This is a genomic window from Pseudomonas sp. S2_A10, from assembly GCF_054668465.1.
Window position 1 is genome coordinate 2,880,067 of sequence record NZ_CP162773.1, and the last position, 20,664, is coordinate 2,900,730.

19 protein-coding genes are annotated in these 20,664 nt (G+C 60.8%); 12 read left to right on the forward strand and 7 right to left on the reverse strand.

Annotated features, from left to right (window positions below):
* Positions 1–62 precede the first annotated feature (62 nt).
* Both AB4N41_RS12910 and AB4N41_RS12915 read left to right on the forward strand, forming a co-directional pair.
* A complete protein-coding gene (locus AB4N41_RS12910; protein ID WP_056782917.1) occupies positions 63–1,790 on the forward strand; it encodes an ABC transporter ATP-binding protein/permease in 1,728 nt (575 codons plus the stop codon).
* A gap of 186 nt (positions 1,791–1,976) precedes the next feature.
* Positions 1,977–2,726: a FadR/GntR family transcriptional regulator gene (locus AB4N41_RS12915; RefSeq protein WP_177327011.1), complete on the forward strand. Its 750-nt coding sequence runs from the start codon at positions 1,977–1,979 to the stop codon at positions 2,724–2,726.
* Positions 2,727–2,729: 3 nt separating this feature from the next.
* Here the strand turns inward: AB4N41_RS12915 and AB4N41_RS12920 are convergent, their stop codons facing one another.
* Positions 2,730–3,110, reverse strand: coding sequence for a hypothetical protein (locus AB4N41_RS12920; RefSeq protein WP_150636096.1), 381 nt, complete (start codon positions 3,108–3,110; stop codon positions 2,730–2,732).
* 298 nt (positions 3,111–3,408) lie between these two features.
* Between AB4N41_RS12920 and kdgD the strand changes: the two genes are divergently transcribed.
* From kdgD to AB4N41_RS12945, 5 genes are all read left to right on the forward strand, one after another.
* Positions 3,409–4,320: a 5-dehydro-4-deoxyglucarate dehydratase gene (kdgD, locus tag AB4N41_RS12925; protein ID WP_039759443.1), complete on the forward strand. Its 912-nt coding sequence runs from the start codon at positions 3,409–3,411 to the stop codon at positions 4,318–4,320.
* Between the two features lie 71 nt (positions 4,321–4,391).
* Positions 4,392–5,837, forward strand: coding sequence for an aldehyde dehydrogenase family protein (locus AB4N41_RS12930; RefSeq protein ID WP_041477963.1), 1,446 nt, complete (start codon positions 4,392–4,394; stop codon positions 5,835–5,837).
* A gap of 165 nt (positions 5,838–6,002) precedes the next feature.
* Positions 6,003–7,364, forward strand: coding sequence for an MFS transporter (locus AB4N41_RS12935; protein WP_041477964.1), 1,362 nt, complete (start codon positions 6,003–6,005; stop codon positions 7,362–7,364).
* An 11-nt stretch (positions 7,365–7,375) separates the two neighbouring features.
* A complete protein-coding gene (garD, locus tag AB4N41_RS12940) occupies positions 7,376–8,929 on the forward strand; it encodes a galactarate dehydratase (protein WP_016771706.1) in 1,554 nt (517 codons plus the stop codon).
* Positions 8,930–9,181: 252 nt separating this feature from the next.
* Positions 9,182–10,123, forward strand: coding sequence for an AEC family transporter (locus AB4N41_RS12945; protein ID WP_252877446.1), 942 nt, complete (start codon positions 9,182–9,184; stop codon positions 10,121–10,123).
* A gap of 100 nt (positions 10,124–10,223) precedes the next feature.
* Here the strand turns inward: AB4N41_RS12945 and AB4N41_RS12950 are convergent, their stop codons facing one another.
* The 6 genes from AB4N41_RS12950 to gatC form a co-directional block, all read right to left on the reverse strand.
* Positions 10,224–10,604 (reverse strand): carboxymuconolactone decarboxylase family protein, encoded by a 381-nt coding sequence (locus AB4N41_RS12950; protein WP_024011602.1) that lies wholly within the window; start codon positions 10,602–10,604, stop codon positions 10,224–10,226.
* Positions 10,601–11,611, reverse strand: a complete 1,011-nt coding sequence (locus AB4N41_RS12955) for a calcium/sodium antiporter (protein WP_052392150.1) — start codon at positions 11,609–11,611, stop codon at positions 10,601–10,603. The genes AB4N41_RS12950 and AB4N41_RS12955 overlap by 4 nt, the downstream gene beginning before the upstream one ends.
* 97 nt (positions 11,612–11,708) lie before the next feature.
* On the reverse strand, positions 11,709–12,080 hold the full coding sequence (locus AB4N41_RS12960; RefSeq protein WP_252877447.1) for a septal ring lytic transglycosylase RlpA family protein: 372 nt from the start codon (positions 12,078–12,080) through the stop codon (positions 11,709–11,711).
* A 218-nt stretch (positions 12,081–12,298) separates the two neighbouring features.
* Positions 12,299–13,744, reverse strand: a complete 1,446-nt coding sequence (gene gatB, locus AB4N41_RS12965) for an Asp-tRNA(Asn)/Glu-tRNA(Gln) amidotransferase subunit GatB (RefSeq protein WP_016771702.1) — start codon at positions 13,742–13,744, stop codon at positions 12,299–12,301.
* A 10-nt stretch (positions 13,745–13,754) separates the two neighbouring features.
* Positions 13,755–15,206 carry an Asp-tRNA(Asn)/Glu-tRNA(Gln) amidotransferase subunit GatA gene (gene gatA / locus AB4N41_RS12970; protein ID WP_076565843.1) on the reverse strand — a complete coding sequence of 484 codons (1,452 nt, stop codon included), beginning with the start codon at positions 15,204–15,206 and terminating at the stop codon, positions 13,755–13,757.
* Positions 15,207–15,222: 16 nt separating this feature from the next.
* A complete protein-coding gene (gene gatC / locus AB4N41_RS12975; protein WP_024011606.1) occupies positions 15,223–15,510 on the reverse strand; it encodes an Asp-tRNA(Asn)/Glu-tRNA(Gln) amidotransferase subunit GatC in 288 nt (95 codons plus the stop codon).
* Between the two features lie 211 nt (positions 15,511–15,721).
* Between gatC and mreB the strand changes: the two genes are divergently transcribed.
* The 5 genes from mreB (at position 15,722) to rng (ending at position 20,626) form a co-directional block, all read left to right on the forward strand.
* Entirely contained in the window at positions 15,722–16,759 is a 1,038-nt protein-coding gene (gene mreB / locus AB4N41_RS12980) for a rod shape-determining protein MreB (protein ID WP_002555108.1), read from the forward strand.
* 170 nt (positions 16,760–16,929) lie between these two features.
* Entirely contained in the window at positions 16,930–17,985 is a 1,056-nt protein-coding gene (mreC, locus tag AB4N41_RS12985; protein WP_460138410.1) for a rod shape-determining protein MreC, read from the forward strand.
* Positions 17,985–18,476 (forward strand): rod shape-determining protein MreD, encoded by a 492-nt coding sequence (mreD, locus tag AB4N41_RS12990; RefSeq protein ID WP_056782930.1) that lies wholly within the window; start codon positions 17,985–17,987, stop codon positions 18,474–18,476. The genes mreC and mreD overlap by 1 nt, the downstream gene beginning before the upstream one ends.
* A 37-nt stretch (positions 18,477–18,513) precedes the next feature.
* On the forward strand, positions 18,514–19,110 hold the full coding sequence (locus AB4N41_RS12995) for a Maf family protein (RefSeq protein ID WP_252877449.1): 597 nt from the start codon (positions 18,514–18,516) through the stop codon (positions 19,108–19,110).
* A gap of 58 nt (positions 19,111–19,168) precedes the next feature.
* On the forward strand, positions 19,169–20,626 hold the full coding sequence (gene rng / locus AB4N41_RS13000; RefSeq protein WP_016771696.1) for a ribonuclease G: 1,458 nt from the start codon (positions 19,169–19,171) through the stop codon (positions 20,624–20,626).
* Positions 20,627–20,664: the final 38 nt, after the last annotated feature.

Below are 20,664 nucleotides of genomic sequence, written 5' to 3' on the forward strand. Positions count from 1 at the left end.
TGAATCGCGCCGATCATCTATGATCGGCGCGTGTCCGTTCTTTTTACTATCGAGCCTTATCCATGAATCAGAACGCTGAATATTCCGCGGTCAACGATGCTGTGCGCGGGCAGTTTTTTCGCAAAGTCTGGGCGATGACCACGCCTTACTGGCGCAGCGAAGAGAAGGGCAAGGCCTGGACGTTGCTGATTGCCGTAATTGCGCTGACGCTGTTCAGCGTGGCGATTTCGGTGTGGATCAACAGTTGGTACAAGGATTTCTACAACGCTTTGCAGAGAAAGGATGAAGCCGCGTTCTGGCAGTTGATCCTGTATTTCTGCGGGATCGCGACCGTGGCGATTCTCGGCGCGGTGTATCGGTTGTATCTGACGCAGATGCTGACGATCCGCTGGCGGGCGTGGCTGACCGAAAAGCACTTCAAGCGCTGGCTGGACCACAAGAATTACTACCAGCTGGAGCAGGGCGGTTATACCGATAACCCCGACCAGCGGATTTCCGAAGACCTCAACACTTACACCGCCAACACCCTGAGCCTGGGCCTCGGGCTGCTGCGCACGATTGTCAGTCTGGTGTCGTTCTCGATCATTTTGTGGGGCGTGTCGGGCAGTATTGAAGTGTTCGGCATCGAGATTCCCGGCTACATGTTCTGGTGCGCGCTGCTGTACGCAGCGGTCGGCAGTTGGTTGACGCATTTGATCGGTCGCCGTCTGATCGGTCTGAACAACAAGCAACAACGCTTCGAAGCAGACCTGCGTTTTTCCATGGTGCGCGTGCGTGAGAATGCGGAAAGCATCGCCTTGTACAACGGCGAACCCAATGAAAACCGCCGCTTGAGTAATCGCTTCGGACTGGTCTGGCACAATTTCTGGGACATCATGCGCGTGTCCAAGCGCCTGACGTTCTTCACCTCCGGCTACGGGCAGATCGCAATCATTTTCCCGTTTGTCGTCGCCGCACCGCGCTATCTGTCCGGCAAGATCGAACTGGGCGAGCTGATGCAAATCAACTCGGCGTTCGGCAACGTGCAGGAGAATTTCAGCTGGTTCATCACCGCCTACTCGGATCTCGCCGCGTGGCGCGCCACCTGTGATCGTTTGCTGAGTTTCCGTCAGGCCATGAGCGACAACGAACAACGCACCCCGGCCATCGACGTGCAGAACCAGGGCAGTGAGTTGCAGGTGCACAACCTCGGCCTCGATCTGGCCGATGGTCGTCACCTGCTGACCGACGCCGACATGACCGTTGAACCGGGTGAGCGCGTGATGCTCAGCGGGCGGTCCGGCAGCGGCAAGTCGACACTGCTGCGAGCGATGGGGCATTTGTGGCCGGCGGGGCACGGCAATATTCGTTTGCCGGCGGCGCGTTATCTGTTCCTGCCGCAGAAGCCTTATCTGCCGATCGGCACATTGCGTGAAGCGTTGAGTTATCCACAACCGGGCGACACCTACGCGCCGGAACGTTATGCACAGGTGCTGGAAACTTGCCGTCTGCCACACCTGGTCGGGCGGCTGGATGAAGCCAATCACTGGCAACGCATGCTCTCGCCGGGTGAGCAGCAACGCCTGGCCTTCGCCCGCGCGCTTCTCTACGCACCGCAATGGCTGTACATGGACGAGGCTACATCGGCGATGGATGAAGAGGACGAGGCGACCTTGTATCAGGCGTTGATCGATGAGATTCCGGGGCTGAGCATTGTCAGCGTCGGTCACCGAAGCAGTTTGAAACGATTCCATCCACGGCACGTCCGGATCGACAGCGGTCGTCTGGTCGAACAGGCCATAACTGTCTGAACACCCACCTGTGGGAGCGAGCCTGCTCGCGAAGGGGTCATATCGGTCGACGAATCTGTCGTCTGAACCACCGCTTTCGCGAGCAGGCTCGCTCCCACAGTGGGGCAATGTGATCTGCCCGGTGATCGTACAACCCGCTTGAGCTATGATGGCGCCAAGCCGAACTTTCGAGACAAGATGCAGACCATGGAAAAGCTGATCGACACCCCGCGCCTCCCCCGCAAGCGCCGCAGCCTCGCCCAGGAATTGGTGACGGTGTTGAGCGAGCAGATCCGCGATGGCCTGCTCAAGCGTGGCGACAAGTTGCCCACCGAGTCGGCGATCATGGAAGCCCATGGCGTCAGCCGCACCGTGGTCCGCGAGGCAATTTCCCGTCTGCAGGCCGCCGGCCAGGTAGAAACCCGCCATGGCATCGGCACCTTTGTTCTCGATACGCCGAGCCCGAGCGGTTTCCGCATTGATCCGGCCACCGTTGTCACCCTGCGTGACGTGCTGGCGATTCTCGAATTGCGCATCAGCCTCGAAGTCGAGTCCGCCGGCCTAGCCGCGCAACGCCGCAGTCCCGAGCAACTGGCAACCATGCGCGCCGCCCTCGACGCCTTGAACGAAAGCGCCTCCCATGCCAGCGATGCGGTGTCGTCGGACTTCGCTTTCCACCTGGAAATTGCCCTGTCCACCGGCAACCGCTACTTCACCGACATCATGACGCACCTGGGCACCAGCATCATTCCACGTACGCGGCTGAACTCGGCGCGGCTGGCCCACGATGATCAACAGCACTACATGAGCCGCCTGAGCCGCGAGCACGAGGAAATCTACGACGCGATTGCCCGTCAGGACTCCGATGCCGCGCGTGCGGCGATGCGTCTGCACCTGACCAATAGCCGTGAAAGACTGCGCCAGGCCCATGAAGAGGCGCAGGCGCAGCGAAGCTGAGTCTTACGCCTCTATGCGCAATCGCAGCGGCAGCGAATACGGCTCCATGCTCGACTCATCGCGAAACTTGTAACGCAGCTCCACCTCGCGGTTCAGGTACGGTTGCAATGCCTCTTTCGGCAGCTGCACCTCGATGTCGAGCAACTTTTCCATTTCATCCTCGGCGTCGTCCCAGGCGCCAGTGTCCACCTCATCACCTTCCCATTCAGGTTCCTCGGCATCGCTGCCGAGGACCGCGTAGACGCTCCAGTTTGCTGCGAAATCGCTGGAATCCGGGACCTGCACGGTGAGGATGTCCGGCAATTGCGAGAGCTGAAGCGTCACGCAATCGTCTTGCGCAGGGGCGACGTGGGTGAGGGTGGGGGCGGCAAAATGCATCGACATAGCGGCTTCCTTTGTGTGGTCCGCCACGATCCTTCGTGGCAGTCGACGTACTTTACGAGCCGCAGGTCGCCTCAGAATTAAACGAATCCAGACCAGATATTTCAGCCCTCGAACGCGTCAAGCGCGAGCCTTGTAGCCATTTCATAAAGCGCAAAAGCCAATCTTGTCCGACAAAAAAGCCCTGCCAACGATGAAATGCAGTTGACGGTTATTTTTTAAGTTGTACGATGACCTACAACTTCGGCGAAGGCTGAACGGTCCACTCACAATAAAACGTTGCTACCAGGGTGTTCGAATAATGAATCCACAAGAACTGAAGTCCATCCTCTCTGCCGGCCTGCTGTCTTTCCCGGTGACCGATTTCAACGCGCAGGGCGATTTCAACCGCGCGGGCTACATCAAACGCCTGGAATGGCTGGCTCCGTATGGCGCTTCGGCTCTGTTCGCCGCCGGTGGCACCGGTGAGTTCTTCTCCCTGGCCGCCAGCGAATACTCGGAAATCATCAAGACTGCCGTCGATACCTGCGCGACCAGCGTGCCAATCCTCGCCGGCGTCGGTGGTTCGACCCGCCAGGCCATCGAATACGCTCAGGAGGCCGAGCGTCTGGGCGCCAAAGGTCTGCTGCTGCTGCCGCACTACCTGACCGAAGCGAGCCAGGACGGTGTTGCCGCCCACGTTGAAGCCGTGTGCAAATCGGTGAAGATCGGCGTGGTCGTCTACAACCGCAACGTTTGCCGTCTCACCGCGCCGCTGCTGGAACGTCTGGCCGAGCGCTGCCCGAACCTGATCGGCTACAAGGATGGCCTGGGCGATATCGAGTTGATGGTGTCGATCCGTCGCCGCCTCGGTGATCGCTTCAGCTACCTGGGTGGTCTGCCGACCGCCGAAGTCTACGCCGCTGCCTACAAGGCGTTGGGCGTGCCGGTGTACTCCTCGGCGGTGTTCAACTTCATCCCGAAAACCGCGATGGACTTCTACCACGCGATCGCTCGCGAAGATCACGCCACCGTCGGCAAGATCATCGACGACTTCTTCCTGCCGTACCTGGACATCCGCAACCGCAAGGCCGGTTACGCGGTGAGTATCGTCAAGGCAGGTGCAAAAATCGCCGGCTATGACGCAGGTCCGGTGCGTGCGCCGCTGACCGACCTGACCGGCGAAGAGTACGAAATGCTCGCCGCGCTGATCGACAAGCAAGGCGCGCAATAAGCGAGAGAAGCGAGGCCGCTGAGCAATCAGCGGCTTTTTGCGTGAAGGCTTTTAGAGTTGAGGGCTGCCCTGTGACAACTGCAAAACGCTACGACAACTACATCAATGGCGAATGGGTCGCCGGTGCCGATTACTCGGCCAACATCAACCCGTCCGAACTCAGCGACACCATCGGCGACTACGCCAAGGCTGACCTGACCCAGGTCAACGCCGCAATCGACGCTGCCCGCGCTGCGTTCCCGGCGTACTCCACGTCGGGCATCCAGGCTCGTCACGATTCGCTGGATAAAGTCGGCACGGAAATTCTCGCCCGTCGCGAAGAGCTTGGCACCCTGCTGGCCCGTGAAGAAGGCAAGACCCTGCCGGAGGCGATCGGTGAAGTGACCCGCGCCGGCAACATTTTCAAGTTCTTCGCCGGTGAATGCCTGCGTCTGTCCGGTGACTACGTGCCGTCGGTACGCCCGGGCGTCAACGTCGAAGTCACTCGCGAAGCCCTGGGCGTGGTCGGTCTGATCACGCCGTGGAACTTCCCGATCGCCATCCCGGCGTGGAAAATTGCTCCGGCCCTGGCCTACGGCAACTGCGTCGTGCTCAAGCCTGCCGATCTGGTGCCGGGCTGCGCCTGGGCGCTGGCCGAAATCATCTCCCGCGCGGGCTTCCCGGCCGGTGTGTTCAACCTGGTAATGGGCAGCGGTCGCGTGGTTGGCGAGGCGTTGGTCAACAGCCCGAAAGTCGACGGCATCAGCTTCACCGGTTCGGTGGGCGTTGGCCGCCAGATCGCCGTCAACTGCGTTTCGCGCCAGGCCAAGGTGCAGCTGGAAATGGGCGGCAAGAACCCGCAGATCATTCTCGACGACGCCGACCTCAAGCAAGCGGTCGAGCTGTCGGTGCAGAGCGCGTTCTACTCCACCGGCCAGCGCTGCACAGCATCGAGCCGTCTGATCGTCACCGCCGGCATTCACGACAAGTTCGTTGAAGCGATGGCCGAGCGCATGAAGTCGATCAAGGTCGGCCACGCGCTGAAGGCCGGCACCGACATCGGTCCGGTGGTCTCCCAGGCGCAGCTGGAACAGGACATGAAGTACATCGACATCGGCCAGTCCGAAGGTGCACGTCTGGTCAGCGGCGGCGGTGTGGTGACTTGCGACACCGAGGGCTACTTCCTCGCGCCAACGCTGTTCGCCGACAGCGAAGCGTCGATGCGCATCAGCCGCGAAGAGATCTTCGGCCCGGTGGCCAATATTGTTCGTGTGGCCGATTACGAAGCTGCGCTGGCAATGGCCAACGACACCGAATTCGGCTTGTCGGCCGGCATCGCCACCACCTCGCTGAAGTACGCCAACCACTTCAAGCGCCACTCCCAGGCCGGGATGGTGATGGTCAACCTGCCGACCGCCGGTGTGGATTACCACGTACCGTTCGGCGGGCGTAAAGGTTCGTCCTACGGCTCCCGTGAGCAGGGCCGCTATGCACAAGAGTTCTACACCGTGGTGAAAACCGCCTATGTAGGCTCCTGATACACGCAATACCCCTGTAGGAGCTGCCGAAGGCTGCGATCTTTTGATCTTTTTTTTCAAGATCAAGATCAAAAGATCGCAGCCTTCGGCAGCTCCTACAGGCAATAAATGCAAGACCAAAGAAGCTTCACCCCGCATAAAAATAATCAGTGGGAGTACATCTGCATGCAATCCTCCAAGCCGACTCACGTCCGCTATTTGATCCTGCTCATGCTGTTTCTGGTGACCACGATCAACTACGCCGACCGTGCCACGATCGCCATTGCCGGCTCCAGCCTGCAAAAGGACCTTGGCATTGACGCCGTCACCCTCGGCTACATCTTCTCCGCATTCGGTTGGGCTTACGTGGCCGGGCAAATTCCCGGTGGCTGGCTGCTCGATCGCTTCGGCTCGAAAAAAGTCTATGCCCTGAGCATTTTCACCTGGTCGCTGTTCACCGTGCTGCAAGGCTTCGTCGGTGAATTCGGCATGTCCACGGCAGTGGTTGCGCTGTTCATGCTGCGTTTCCTCGTGGGCCTGGCCGAAGCGCCATCGTTCCCTGGCAACGCGCGCATCGTGGCGGCGTGGTTCCCGACCGCTGAACGCGGCACCGCTTCGGCGATCTTCAACTCGGCGCAATACTTTGCCACCGTGCTGTTCGCGCCGTTGATGGGCTGGATCGTCTACAGCTTCGGCTGGGAGCACGTGTTCATCGTCATGGGTATCCTCGGTATCGTGTTCTCGCTGGTGTGGCTGAAAGTCATCTACAGCCCGCGCGAACACCCACGCGTCAACGAGGCCGAGTTCAAGCACATCGCTGACAACGGCGGCATGGTCGACATGGATCAGAAGGGCAAGAAGTCCGACGGTCCGAAGTGGGATTACATCCGTCAGCTGCTGACCAACCGCATGATGCTGGGAGTGTATCTGGGCCAGTACTGCATCAACGGCATCACCTATTTCTTCCTGACCTGGTTCCCGGTGTATCTGGTGCAAGAGCGTGGCATGACCATTCTCAAGGCCGGTTTCATCGCTTCGTTGCCGGCCATTTGCGGCTTTATCGGCGGCGTGCTCGGCGGGGTGATTTCCGACTACCTGCTGCGCAAGGGCCATTCGCTGACCTTCGCCCGCAAGGCGCCGATCATCGCCGGCCTGCTGGTGTCGAGCAGCATCGTCGCGTGCAACTATGTTGACGTGGAATGGATGGTGGTGGGCTTCATGGCTCTGGCATTCTTCGGCAAAGGCGTTGGCGCACTGGGCTGGGCGGTGGTTTCCGACACTTCGCCGAAACAGATCGCCGGTCTGAGCGGGGGCCTGTTCAACACCTTCGGCAACATCGCTTCGATCACCACGCCGATCGTCATCGGCTACATCATCAGCTCCACCGGCTCGTTCAAGTGGGCGCTGGTGTTTGTCGGTGCCAACGCACTGGTCGCGGTGTTCAGCTATCTGGTAATCGTCGGCCCGATCAAGCGTGTGGTCTTGAAAGAGCCGCCAGCCAAGGGCGGCAATGAAGCCACCGGCAATTTGTCTCAAGCGCATTCCTGAGGAGCGGCGTCATGCAGTTGATTGAACATTCCGACTCGCCGCGCTACATCCGCCTGCACGAGCGGGACAACGTTGTAGTGGTGGTCAACGATCAGGGCGTACCGGCCGGTACCGAGTTTGCCGATGGCCTGGTCACGCTGGATTTCGTACCGCAGAGCCACAAGGTCACTCTGGAGGATATTCCTGAGGGCGGGCCGGTGATTCGTTACGGGCAGATTATCGGCTATGCCTTGCAGCCGATCCGTCGCGGCAGTTGGGTCAAGGAAGATCAACTGCGCATGCCGACCGCGCCGCCGCTGGACAGCTTGCCGCTGTCCACCGATGTGCCGGACGCGCAGGCACCGCTGGAAGGCTTCACGTTCGAGGGTTATCGCAACGCCGACGGCACCGTCGGCACGCGCAACATTCTCGGCATCACCACCACCGTGCAGTGCGTCACCGGCGTGCTCGATCATGCGGTCAAGCGCATCAAGGAAGAGCTGCTGCCGAAGTACCCGCACGTCGATGACGTGGTGGCACTGACCCACAGTTATGGCTGCGGTGTGGCGATTACCGCGACCGACGCCTACATCCCGATTCGTACCGTGCGCAATCTGGCGCGCAACCCGAACCTGGGCGGCGAGGCGCTGGTGATCGGTCTGGGCTGCGAGAAATTGCAGGCCGGGCAGGTGATGCACGAGGACGATGCCTCGGTGGATCTCAGCGATCCGTGGTTGTACCGCTTGCAGGATTCGAGTCACGGCTTCACCGAAATGATTGAGCAGATCATGGAACTGGCTGAAGTGCGCTTGAAGAAACTCGACCAGCGCCGCCGCGAAACCGTGCCGGCCTCCGAGCTGATTCTCGGTATGCAGTGCGGCGGCAGCGATGCGTTTTCCGGCATCACCGCCAACCCGGCGCTGGGTTATGCCTCGGACTTGCTATTGCGTGCGGGGGCGACGGTGATGTTTTCCGAAGTCACCGAAGTGCGCGATGCGATCTACCTGCTGACCTCACGGGCGCAGACGCAGACCGTCGCCGAAGAGCTGGTACGCGAGATGGACTGGTACGACCGTTACCTGGCCAAGGGCGAGGCCGATCGCAGCGCCAACACCACGCCGGGCAACAAGAAGGGCGGGTTGTCGAACATTGTCGAGAAGTCGCTGGGCTCGATCGTCAAGTCCGGCAGCAGCGCGATCAATGGCGTGCTCGGCCCGGGCGAGCGTTTCAAGCACAAGGGCCTGATTTTCTGCGCGACGCCGGCCAGCGATTTTGTCTGCGGTACGTTGCAACTGGCAGCAGGGATGAACCTGCACGTGTTCACCACCGGTCGCGGCACGCCTTACGGGCTGGCCATGGCGCCGGTGGTCAAGGTATCGACGCGTACTGAACTGGCGCAGCGCTGGCCGGACCTGATCGACATTGATGCCGGACGCATTGCCACCGGGCGCGCGACCATCGAAGAACTCGGCTGGGAGTTGTTTCACTATTACCTGGACGTTGCCAGTGGCAAGCAACAGACCTGGGCGGAGAAGCACAAGCTGCACAACGACATCACTTTGTTCAACCCGGCGCCGATTACCTGATCGTTTCATGGAAGATCAAAAGCCCCTCACCCCAGCCCTCTCCCGGAGGGGAGAGGGGGCCGACCGAGTTGTTTGGCGCTATACATCGACCTGACAAATCGGGTCGATTATGGATTCGACGATGTCATTTCAGGTCGGTGGATTGTTTAAATATCCCCCGATCGGTTCCCTCTCCCTTTGGGAGAGGGCTAGGGTGAGGGGCTTTTGCTTTATCATTGCCCCCCTGACTAAGCTCACCCAAGGCTCCCCGGCATGCTGGCAATCTTTCTTGAAACCCTGAACATCACCGCGCCGGTGTTTGCCATGCTGTTTCTCGGTGTGCTGCTCAAGCGCATCGACTGGATCAACGACAACTTCATCCACACCACCTCGTCGCTGGTGTTCAACGTGACCATGCCGGCGCTGCTGTTTCTCGGCATTCTCCACGCTGACCTGCACGCCGCACTGCAACCTTCGCTACTCATCTACTTTTCCCTCGCCACCCTGGTGAGTTTCGCTGTGGCTTGGGGCTGGGCGATTTTCAGGTGTCCGCGCGAAGATCGCGGCATCTACACCCAGGGTGCGTTTCGCGGCAACAACGGCGTGATCGGTCTTGCACTCGCCGCGAGCATGTACGGCGATTACGGCATTTCCCTCGGGGCGATTCTGGCGGCGCTGGTGATCCTGTTCTACAACACCCTGTCGACCATTGTGCTGGCGGTGTACAGCCCGGTGATCAAGTCCGATCCGTGGAGCATCTGCAAAAGCGTGTTCAGCAACCCGCTGATCATCAGCGTGATTTCGGCAGCGCCGTTTGCCTATTTCAAGATCGGACTGCCGGGCTGGCTGGAGACCTCCGGCCAGTATCTGGCGCAGACTACGTTGCCACTGGCGCTGATCTGTATCGGTGGCACGCTGTCTCTGGCGGCGCTGCGCAAGAGCGGCAAGATGGCACTCAGTTCCAGTCTGGTGAAGATGATCGGTCTGCCGGTGCTGGCGACACTGGGGGCATGGCTGTGGGGCTTTCGCGGGGCTGAATTGGGGATTCTGTTTCTCTACTTCGGTAGCCCGACGGCGGCGGCGAGTTTCGTCATGGCCCGGGCGGCGCAGGGCAATCATGAGCTGGCAGCGGCGATCATCGTGATGACCACGTTGATGGCGGCGATTACCACCAATGTCGGGATCTTTGTGTTGCAGTGGGGTGGGTGGATCTGACCAAGGATTTGCAGTGTCTGTCAGGGCCTCTTCGCGAGCAGGCTCGCTCCCACAGGGAAGCGCATTCCAACTGTGGGAGCGAGCCTGCTCGCGAAGGCGGTCACTGCGGTTTCTGATAGCTGTCGATCACTTCCTGCGCCGCGCGAAACGCATCGATCGCCGCCGGTACGCCGGCATACACCGCGCAATGCAGCAGCGCTTCGCGAATCTCTTCCACCGTGCAGCCGTTGTTCAGCGCACCGCGCACGTGGCCCTTCAACTCTTGCGGACACTTCAACGCGGTCAGCGCGGCGAGGGTAATCAGGCTGCGGGTTTTCAGCGGCAGCCCCTCACGATTCCACACGCCGCCCCACGCATGTTCATTGACGAAATCCTGCAAAGGCTGGGTGAATTCGGTGGCATTGCCCAGCGCGCGATCAACGAACGCATCGCCCATGACCTGACGACGGATTTCAACCCCGGACTGCTTCGACTCGCTCATGGCACATCTCTCTTGTGGTGTTGGCGACGCCAGGCGCGGATCGATGTGAACAACAGAAACGTCAGCAGCGCCGGCAGGACATAAAACAGCATCAAGCGCTCGAGTTTGCCGGCCAGCGGCATGCCGGTGGTGAACGACACCACATGCAGCCCGTAGACCAGATACAAACCGAGCAGCAGCAAGCCTTCGGCTCGAGTCACGCGGTAGCCCGAGTAAAACACTGGCAGACACAGCGCAGCGACGCCGAGCATCACTGGCAAGTCAAAATCCAGCGCGTTGGGGGAGACGGAAAGCGGCGTCGGTGCGAGCAGCGCGGTCAGCCCGAGTACCCCGAGCAGGTTGAACAGATTGGCGCCGATCACGTTGCCCACGGCAATGTCACGCTGCCCGCGCAACGCAGCGATCAGCGACGTCGCCAGTTCCGGCAACGAAGTTCCGACCGCAACCACGGTCAGGCCGATGACCCGTTCCGACAGGCCCAGGTCGGTGGCCACGACCACGGCGGCGCCGAGCAGCAAACGCCCGGCGAACACCAGCATGGCCAGGCCAGCGAGAATCATCAGCACACTGATCAACCAGGATTGCTGCGTCTCGGTTGGTCGCTCTGTATGAGGGCGCGTCGAATGTCGCGACTGACGCAACAGCAAGCCGAGGTACAGCGCCAGAGCGCCGAGCAGCAGGACGCCGTCGAAACGCCCGAGGTCTTTATTCCAGGCGAGGATGAATACCAGCAGGCTGGCGCCGATCATCAACGGGATATCCAGACGCACCAGTTGCCGCGACACGCGCAGCGGGATGATCAGTGCCGACAGGCCAAGGGTTACGAGGATATTGAATATGCCGCTGCCGACCACGCTGCCGACGGCGATGTCCGGGTTGTCGGTCAACGCCGCTTGCAGGCTCACGGTCATCTGCGGCGCGCTGCTGCCGAGGGCGACGATGGTCAGGCCGATGATCAACGGACGCACATGCAGGCGCTCGGCCAGACGCACGGCGGCGCGCACCATCAGCTCGGCGCCGATGAGCAAAAGACACAGGCCGCTGAGCAGTTCGATGACGTTGATCAGCGGCAGATCGGCTAGTCCGAAAATGGTCGGCGCTCCATCAGTCCAGGGCCTGCACGCGAACCCGTGCGGTGCCGCTGCGCAGCATGCCGATTTCATCGGCGGCCTCGCGTGACAGATCGATCAGTCGGCCACGGGTGTGCGGGCCACGGTCATTGATGCGGACCACGACTGATTCATCGTTTCTCAGATTGGTGACCTTCACCCGCGTGCCGAACGGCAACTGGCGGTGGGCGGCGGTCAGGGAATGCTGGTTGAACGCTTCGCCGCTGGCGGTGCGTTTACCGTGATGTTTGGCTCCGTAATAGGAGGCGACGCCGGTCTGGTCATAACCGTGCGGGTCGATGGTGTCGGTACTGGCGCAACCGGCCAGCAGAGAGAGCAGGGCGCTGCTCAGCAACAGACGCTTCATTCAAAGGTATCCCGGATCAAATGTAGGAGTGACCTGTGGCGAGGGGATTTATCCCCGTTGGACTGCGCAGCAGTCCCAAAACTGAGAACTCGGTTTATCTGGTGCAAATCAAGCTCAGCAATTGGGGCCGCTTCGCGGCCCAACGGGGATAAATCCCCTCGCCACAGGTCCCTTCCACAGGGGATGGAGCCAGGCTTTGGATCTGGCTCCATTGGTGGTCAGCCTTCGAGCTTGCTTTTCAGCAGTTCGTTCACCTGCTGCGGGTTGGCCTTGCCTTTCGAGGCTTTCATGGCCTGGCCGACGAAGAAGCCGAACATCTTGCCGCGTTTGGCTTCGTCTGCCGCGCGGTACTGTTCGACCTGTTCGGCGTTGGCCGCGAGCATTTCGTCGAGCACGGCCGAGATCGCGCCGGTGTCGGTGACTTGCTTGAGGCCGCGCTTCTCGATGATCTCGTCAGCACTGCCTTCACCATTGGCCATCGCTTCGAACACTACCTTGGCGATCTTGCCGGAGATGGTGTTGTCCTTGATGCGCTGCAGCATGCCGCCCAGTTGCTCGGCGGAGACTGGCGAGTCTTCGATGTCCAGGCCCTGCTTGTTGAGCAGGCTGCCCAACTCGACCATCACCCAGTTCGCCGCCAGTTTCGCGTCGCCACCGATGGCTGCGACTTTCTCGAAGTAATCCGCCTGTTCACGGCTGGTGGCCAGCACGTTGGCGTCGTAGGCCGACAGACCGAACTGGCTCTGGAAGCGTTCGCGCTTTTGCGGTGGCAGTTCCGGCAGGGTCGCACGCACTTCACCGAGGAACGACTCTTCGATGACCACCGGCAGCAGGTCCGGATCGGGGAAGTAACGGTAGTCGTTGGCTTCCTCTTTCGAACGCATCGGACGGGTCTCGTCCTTGTTCGGATCGTACAGGCGGGTCTGCTGGATCACTTTGCCGCCGTCTTCGATCAGCTCGATCTGGCGCTGGATCTCGGAGTTGATCGCCTTCTCGATGAAACGGAACGAGTTGACGTTCTTGATCTCGCAGCGAGTGCCGAACTCGACCTGGCCTTTCGGCCGTACCGAGACGTTGCAGTCGCAACGCAGCGAGCCTTCGGCCATGTTGCCGTCGCAGATGCCCAGGTAACGCACCAGCGCGTGGATCGCCTTGACGTAAGCCACGGCTTCCTTGGCGCTGCGCATGTCCGGTTCGGAAACGATTTCCAGCAGCGGCGTGCCGGCACGGTTCAGGTCGATGCCGGTGGCACCGTTGAATTCTTCGTGCAGGCTCTTGCCGGCGTCTTCTTCCAGGTGCGCACGGGTGATGCCGACGCGTTTGACCGTGCCGTCTTCCAGGGCGATGTCCAGGTGGCCTTTGCCAACGATCGGCAATTCCATCTGGCTGATCTGGTAGCCCTTCGGCAGATCCGGGTAGAAATAGTTTTTCCGGGCGAACACGTTGTGCTGGCCGATCTCGGCGTCAATTGCCAGACCGAACATCACCGCCATGCGCACCGCTTCCTGGTTGAGCACCGGCAGCACGCCGGGCATGCCCAGGTCGATCAGGCTGGCCTGGGTGTTCGGCTCGGAACCGAATGTGGTGGAACTACCGGAAAAGATTTTCGACCGGGTGGTGAGCTGAGTGTGAATCTCCAGCCCGATCACGACTTCCCATTGCATGTGTGTCTCCTCAGAAGCCGGTTGGGGTGCGGGTGTGCCAGTCAGTGTTGAGCTGATACTGGTGCGCAACGTTCAACAGGCGGCCTTCCTGGAAGTACGGCGCGAGCAACTGCACGCCCACCGGCAGACCGTCGACAAAACCGGCCGGCATCGACAGGCCCGGCAGGCCGGCGAGGTTGGCGGTGATGGTGTAGACGTCTTCCAGATAGGCAGCGACCGGGTCGCTGTTCTTGGCGCCAAGCTTCCAGGCCGGGTTCGGCGTGGTCGGGCCGAGGATGATGTCGACTTCATTGAACGCAGCCATGAAATCGTTCTTCACCAGACGGCGGATCTTCTGCGCTTTCAGGTAGTAGGCGTCGTAGTAACCGGCGGACAGCGCGTAGGCACCGACCATGATCCGGCGCTGTACTTCCGCGCCGAAGCCTTCGCCACGGGAGCGCTTGTACAGGTCGATGAGGTTTTCCGGGTTTTCGCAGCGGTGGCCGAAACGCACGCCGTCGAAACGCGACAGGTTCGAGGAGGCCTCTGCCGGGGCGATCACGTAGTACGCAGGAATGGCGTGCTGCATGTTCGGCAGGCTAATTTCCTTGATCACCGCACCGAGCTTCTGCAACTGCTGGATGCTGTTCTGGATCAGCTCGGCAATGCGCGGGTCGAGACCGGCGCTGAAGTATTCCTTCGGCACGCCGATGCGCAGGCCTTGCAGCGAATCGCCCAGGCCGGCGGAGTAATCCGGCACCGGCTCATCTATGCTGGTGGAGTCGTTCGGGTCGAAGCCGGCCATGCCTTGCAGCAGGATCGCGCAGTCTTCGGCCGTGCGCGCCAACGGGCCGCCCTGATCGAGGCTGGAAGCGTAGGCAATCATGCCCCAGCGCGAAACGCGACCGTAGGTCGGCTTCAGGCCGGTGAGGTTGGTGAACGCCGCCGGCTGACGGATCGAGCCGCCGGTGTCGGTTGCGGTGGCGGCAGGCAGCAGGCGAGCGGCCACGGCGGCGGCGGAACCACCGGACGAACCGCCCGGCACGTGTTCCAGGTTCCACGGGTTTTTCACTGCGCCGTACCAGCTCGACTCGTTGGCCGAACCCATGGCGAATTCGTCCATGTTGGTCTTGCCCAGGGTCACGGCGCCGGCAGCGGCCAGTTTCGCGACGACAGTGGCGTCATACGGGGCTTTGAAGTTGTCGAGCATCTTCGAGCCGCAGCTGGTGCGGATACCCAGGGTGCAGAACAGATCCTTGTGGGCGATCGGCGCGCCGAGCAGGGCGCCGCTCTCACCATTGGCCCGGCGTGCATCGGCGGCTTTCGCCTGCTCGATGGCCAGATCCTCGGTGAGGCTGATGAAACTGTTGAGCTGCGGATCGAGCTGGGTAATACGCGCCAGCAGGACTTTGGTCAGCTCTTCGGAGGAAAACTTTTTATCGGCGAGACCGCGGGCGATCTCGGCCAGAGTCATTTGATGCATTGCAGGCTCTTTCCCTTTAGTCGATGACTTTCGGAACCAGATACAGGCCGTTTTCGACCGCTGGTGCGATGGACTGGTAGGCCTCGCGATTATTCGTCTCGGTCACCACGTCGGCGCGCAGGCGCTGACTGGCTTCCAGGGGGTGGGCCAGCGGCTCGATACCGTCGGTATCAACGGCCTGCATTTCGTCGACCAGCCCGAGAATGCTGTTGAGGGCGGAAGTAATGTGCGGAAGATCGGCATCGTTGAGGCCAAGGCAGGCCAGATGCGCGATTTTTTCCACGTCGGAGCGTTCTAGCGCCATCGGGATTCTCCAGTGGAAAACAGAACGGACGGCGTCCGTGTGTTAGATTGTCGGAACACTACCGCACTTCTACGGTCATAAGGCCGCGATTGTGGGGCTTGGTGCACAGAAAAGCGGCCAATTTAACATATTGGCGCCTTGCCCAAAATCCCTGTCGTTGTTAGAGTTTGCCGCACTTTTTTACCCACGCGTTGCCTAGGGTCCCTTTCCCATGTTCAAGAAACTGCGTGGCATGTTTTCCAGCGATCTTTCCATTGACCTGGGCACTGCCAACACCCTTATTTACGTGCGCGAGCGCGGTATCGTCCTGAATGAGCCATCGGTTGTGGCCATTCGGACACACGGTAACCAGAAAAGTGTCGTTGCTGTCGGCACCGAGGCCAAGCGCATGCTCGGCCGTACGCCGGGCAACATTGCTGCCATTCGTCCGATGAAGGACGGCGTGATCGCCGACTTCAGCGTCTGCGAAAAGATGCTGCAGTACTTTATCAACAAGGTTCACGAAAACAGTTTCCTGCAGCCCAGCCCTCGTGTGCTGATCTGCGTTCCATGCAAGTCCACCCAGGTTGAGCGTCGCGCCATCCGTGAATCGGCCCTTGGCGCCGGTGCCCGTGAAGTGTTCCTGATCGAAGAGCCGATGGCTGCTGCGATCGGTGCCGGTCTGCCGGTTGAAGAAGCGCGCGGTTCGATGGTCGTGGATATCGGTGGTGGTACCACCGAGATCGCCCTGATCTCCCTGAACGGTGTGGTTTACGCCGAATCCGTACGTGTCGGCGGCGACCGTTTCGACGAAGCGATCATCACCTACGTGCGCCGCAACTACGGCAGCCTGATCGGTGAATCCACCGCCGAGCGCATCAAGCAGGAAATCGGTACGGCCTACCCGGGCGGCGAAGTGCGCGAAGTCGATGTTCGCGGTCGCAACCTGGCCGAAGGCGTTCCACGCGCATTCACCCTGAACTCGAACGAAGTGCTCGAGGCTCTGCAAGAGTCGCTGGCCACCATCGTTCAGGCGGTGAAAAGCGCGCTGGAGCAATCGCCGCCGGAACTGGCTTCCGACATCGCCGAGCGTGGCCTGGTGCTGACCGGTGGTGGCGCGCTGCTGCGTGACCTCGACAAGTTGCTGGCCCAGGAAACCGGTCTGCCGGTGATCGTTGCCGAAGATCCGCTGACTTGCGTTGCTCGCGGCGGTGGCCGTGCGCTGGAAATGATGGATAAGCACACCATGGATCTGCTTTCGAGCGAATAAGCTTCGAATGCAATACGTGGGTGAGCGCACAGGCAGCACTTTGCAGTGCTGCCTGTTGGCGTTTATCTTCTGTCAGTCTTCATCCAGGCCGGTTTGATGCCGTATGAATAAACAGAACATTTGCCTGGGAGGAGCGGCTTATTAAACCGCTTTTCACCAAAGGCCCTTCGTTGGGCGTGCGCCTGTTGGTGCTGGCCGTGCTCGCGGTCGCACTGATGGTGGTCGATGCACGTTTCGACCTGCTCAAGCCCGCGCGCAAGCAAGCGTCGCTGGTGCTCATGGATGCCTACTGGATCACTGATCTGCCCGGCCGCTTGTGGGAAGGGGTCGCCAGTCAGTTCGGCAGCCGCACCGAGCTCGTCGCCGAAAACGAAAAACTCAAGACCGAAAACCTGCTGTTGCAGGGGCGCATGCAAAAGCTCGCGGCCCTGACCGAGCAGAACGTTCGGCTGCGCGAGTTGCTCAACTCCTCCGCGCTGGTCAATGAAAAGGTCGAAGTGGCCGAGCTGATCGGCATGGATCCCAACCCCTTCACCCATCGCATCATCATCAACAAAGGTGAGCGCGACGGCGTGGTGCTCGGCCAACCGGTGCTCGATGCACGCGGGCTGATGGGCCAGGTGGTCGAATTGATGCCGTACACCTCGCGCGTTCTGCTGCTGACCGACACCACTCATAGCATTCCGGTGCAGGTGAATCGTAACGGTCTGCGCGCGATTGCCAGTGGCACCGGCAACCCTGAGCGCCTGGAATTGCGTCATGTCGCCGACACGGCGGACATCAAGGAAGGCGATCTGCTGGTCAGCTCCGGCCTCGGCCAGCGATTCCCCGCTGGTTATCCGGTGGCCACGGTCAAGGAAGTCATCCACGATTCCGGCCAACCGTTTGCCATTGTCCGCGCCGTGCCGACTGCCGCCCTGAACCGCAGCCGCTACCTGCTGCTGGTGTTCAGCGACAGCCGCACTGCCGAAGAACGCGCCAATGACGCGGCCCAGGCGCAGGAACAGCTCGATGCCCACGGCGGCGGCCCGATGTTGCCGGCCAGCGTGCCGAAACCGTTGATCATGCCTGCCACGCCGTCGACCGCTACCGCAGCGCCGGCCGCTGAAGCAGCGGCGCCTGCCACCACGCCTGCCAAGCCTGCCGCGAGCAAACCGCCCGCTGCCGCTCCGGCCGCTGCCAAACCACCGGCAAAACCGCCAGCGACTACCGGGGGACGAGAATAATGGTCGGCGCGAAAAAATCCGGAAACAGCTGGATGATCTGGCTGACGTTCTTCGTCGGCATCCTGCTCAGCGTTTCACCGTTGCCGATCTTCATGGAAATCCTTCGCCCGCTGTGGCTGGCCTTGCTCGTGACCTTCTGGGCGCTGTATATGCCGCACACGGTCGGCATGGTCACCGCCTTCTGTCTTGGACTGGCCGAAGATGTCCTGCAGGGCGACCTGCTCGGGCAGAACGCGCTGATCCTGACCCTGATTACTTTCCTCGTGTTGTCGTTGCAGCAGCGTCTGCGCATGTTCCCGATGTGGCAGCAGTGCCTGGTGATCCTGGTGATCTTCGGCCTCGCACAATTGGCGCAACTGTGGCTCAGCGCTCTGACCGGCAACCGTCAGCCAACCCTGGCGCTGGTCTTGCCGGCGCTGGTCAGTGCCTTGCTCTGGCCGTGGGTCAGCTTCGCCCTTCGCGGGATGTGCCGACGCTACAGAATCTATTGAGCCGGTGAAGCAGGGCACTGAACAGGGAGATGTTTTGATGAAACTGCTTTACCTCGCCTCCGGCTCACCGCGTCGCCGTGAATTGCTCACGCAGATCGGCGTGCACTTCTCCGCCATCAGCGCGGACATTGACGAAACCCCGCTTCCTGAAGAATCCCCTTCGGCCTATGTCGAACGCCTTGCGCGTGGCAAGGCCGAGGCCGGTCGCCGTTCGGTCGTCTCTGATCAGCCGTTCTGCGTGCTTGGCGCCGACACCGCAGTGGTGCTCGACGGCAAAATACTTGGCAAACCGGTGGACGAAGCCGACGCATGCGCCATGCTGATGATGTTGTCCGGCAACGAACACGAAGTGCTGACCGCCATCGCCGTGCTTGAAGGCGAGCGCTGCGAGTCGCGGGTGGTGCGCAGTCGGGTGCGTTTCCGCAGCATCAGCCGCGATGAGGCCGGCGCCTACTGGGCCAGTGGCGAACCGCGCGACAAGGCCGGCGGCTATGGCATTCAGGGCTTGGGTGCGGTGTTTGTCGCCGGGCTCGAAGGCAGCTATTCGGCGGTGGTCGGCTTGCCGTTGTGCGAAACCTGCGAGGTGTTGGGCCATTTCGGCATACCCTGTTGGCAAAACCTGAACACGCCCTGAGCGTCGTACGAATCCAGATGCGGCCACTATCGTGAACATGCCTGAACGAGATCCTGCCATGAGTGAAGAGATTCTGATCAACATCACGCCGATGGAGTCGCGCGTGGCGGTGGTCGAAAACGGTGTGCTGCAAGAAGTCCACGTCGAGCGCACGCAGAAACGCGGGATCGTCGGCAACATCTATAAAGGCAAGATCGTCCGTGTACTGCCGGGCATGCAGGCGGCATTTGTTGACATCGGCCTCGATCGTGCGGCTTTCATTCACGCCGCCGAAATCTCCCTGCGCGAAGGCCCGGCGGTGGAAAGCATCAGTTCGCTGGTGCACGAAGGCCAGAGCCTGGTGGTGCAAGTCACCAAAGACCCGATCGGCTCCAAAGGCGCACGCCTGACCACACAACTGTCGATTCCTTCGCGTTATCTGGTGTACATGCCGCGTACCGCTCATGTCGGCATTTCCCTGAAGATCGAAGACGAAGCCGAGCGCGAGCGCCTCAAGCAGGTGGTCAGTGATTGCGTGGCCAAAGAAGGCATCAAGGAGGCCGGCGGTTTCATTCTGCGCACGGCTGCTGAAGGCGCGGGCGCTGATGAAATCCTCATGGACATCCGCTACCTGCGGCGCCTCTGGGACCAGATCAACGAGCAGATCAAGACCATCGCCGCGCCGAGCGTGATTTACGAAGACCTCGGCCTGGCCCTGCGCACCCTGCGTGACCTGGTCAATCCGAAAATCGAGAAGATCCGCATCGATTCCCGGGAAACCTTCCAGAAAACCACGCAGTTTGTCGCCGAACTGATGCCGGAAATCGCTGATCGTCTGGAACACTATCCGGGTGAACGACCGATCTTCGATCTGTACGGTGTCGAAGACGAAATCCAGCGCGCGCTGGAGCGCAAGGTGCCGTTGAAGTCTGGCGGCTATCTGGTGATCGATCCGGCGGAAGCCATGACCACCATCGACGTCAACACCGGGGCGTTCGTCGGTCATCGCAACCTCGAAGAAACCATTTTCAAGACCAATCTCGAAGCGGCCACGGCGATTGCCCGGCAGATGCGCCTGCGCAACCTCGGCGGGATCATCATCATCGACTTCATCGACATGGAAGATGAAGAGCACCAGCGTCAGGTCCTGCGCACTCTGGAGAAACAGCTGGAGCGCGACCACGCCAAGACCAACATCATCGGCATCACCGAGTTGGGCCTGGTGCAGATGACCCGCAAGCGCACCCGCGAAAGCCTTGAGCAGGTGCTGTGCGAACCGTGCAGCAGTTGTCAGGGACGCGGCAAGCTGAAGACCGCCGAAACCATCTGTTACGAGATCTTCCGCGAGATTCTGCGCGAGGCGCGGGCCTATCAGGCCGAGGGTTATCGGGTGCTGGCCAACCAGAAAGTGGTCGATCGTCTGCTTGATGAAGAGTCCGGTAACGTCGCCGAGCTTGAAGGCTTCATCGGTCGCACCATACGCTTCCAGGTGGAAACCATGTATTCCCAGGAACAATATGACGTGGTGCTGCTCTGAAACCCTGCATCACCCTTCATTCAACGCGGCTGGCCTCA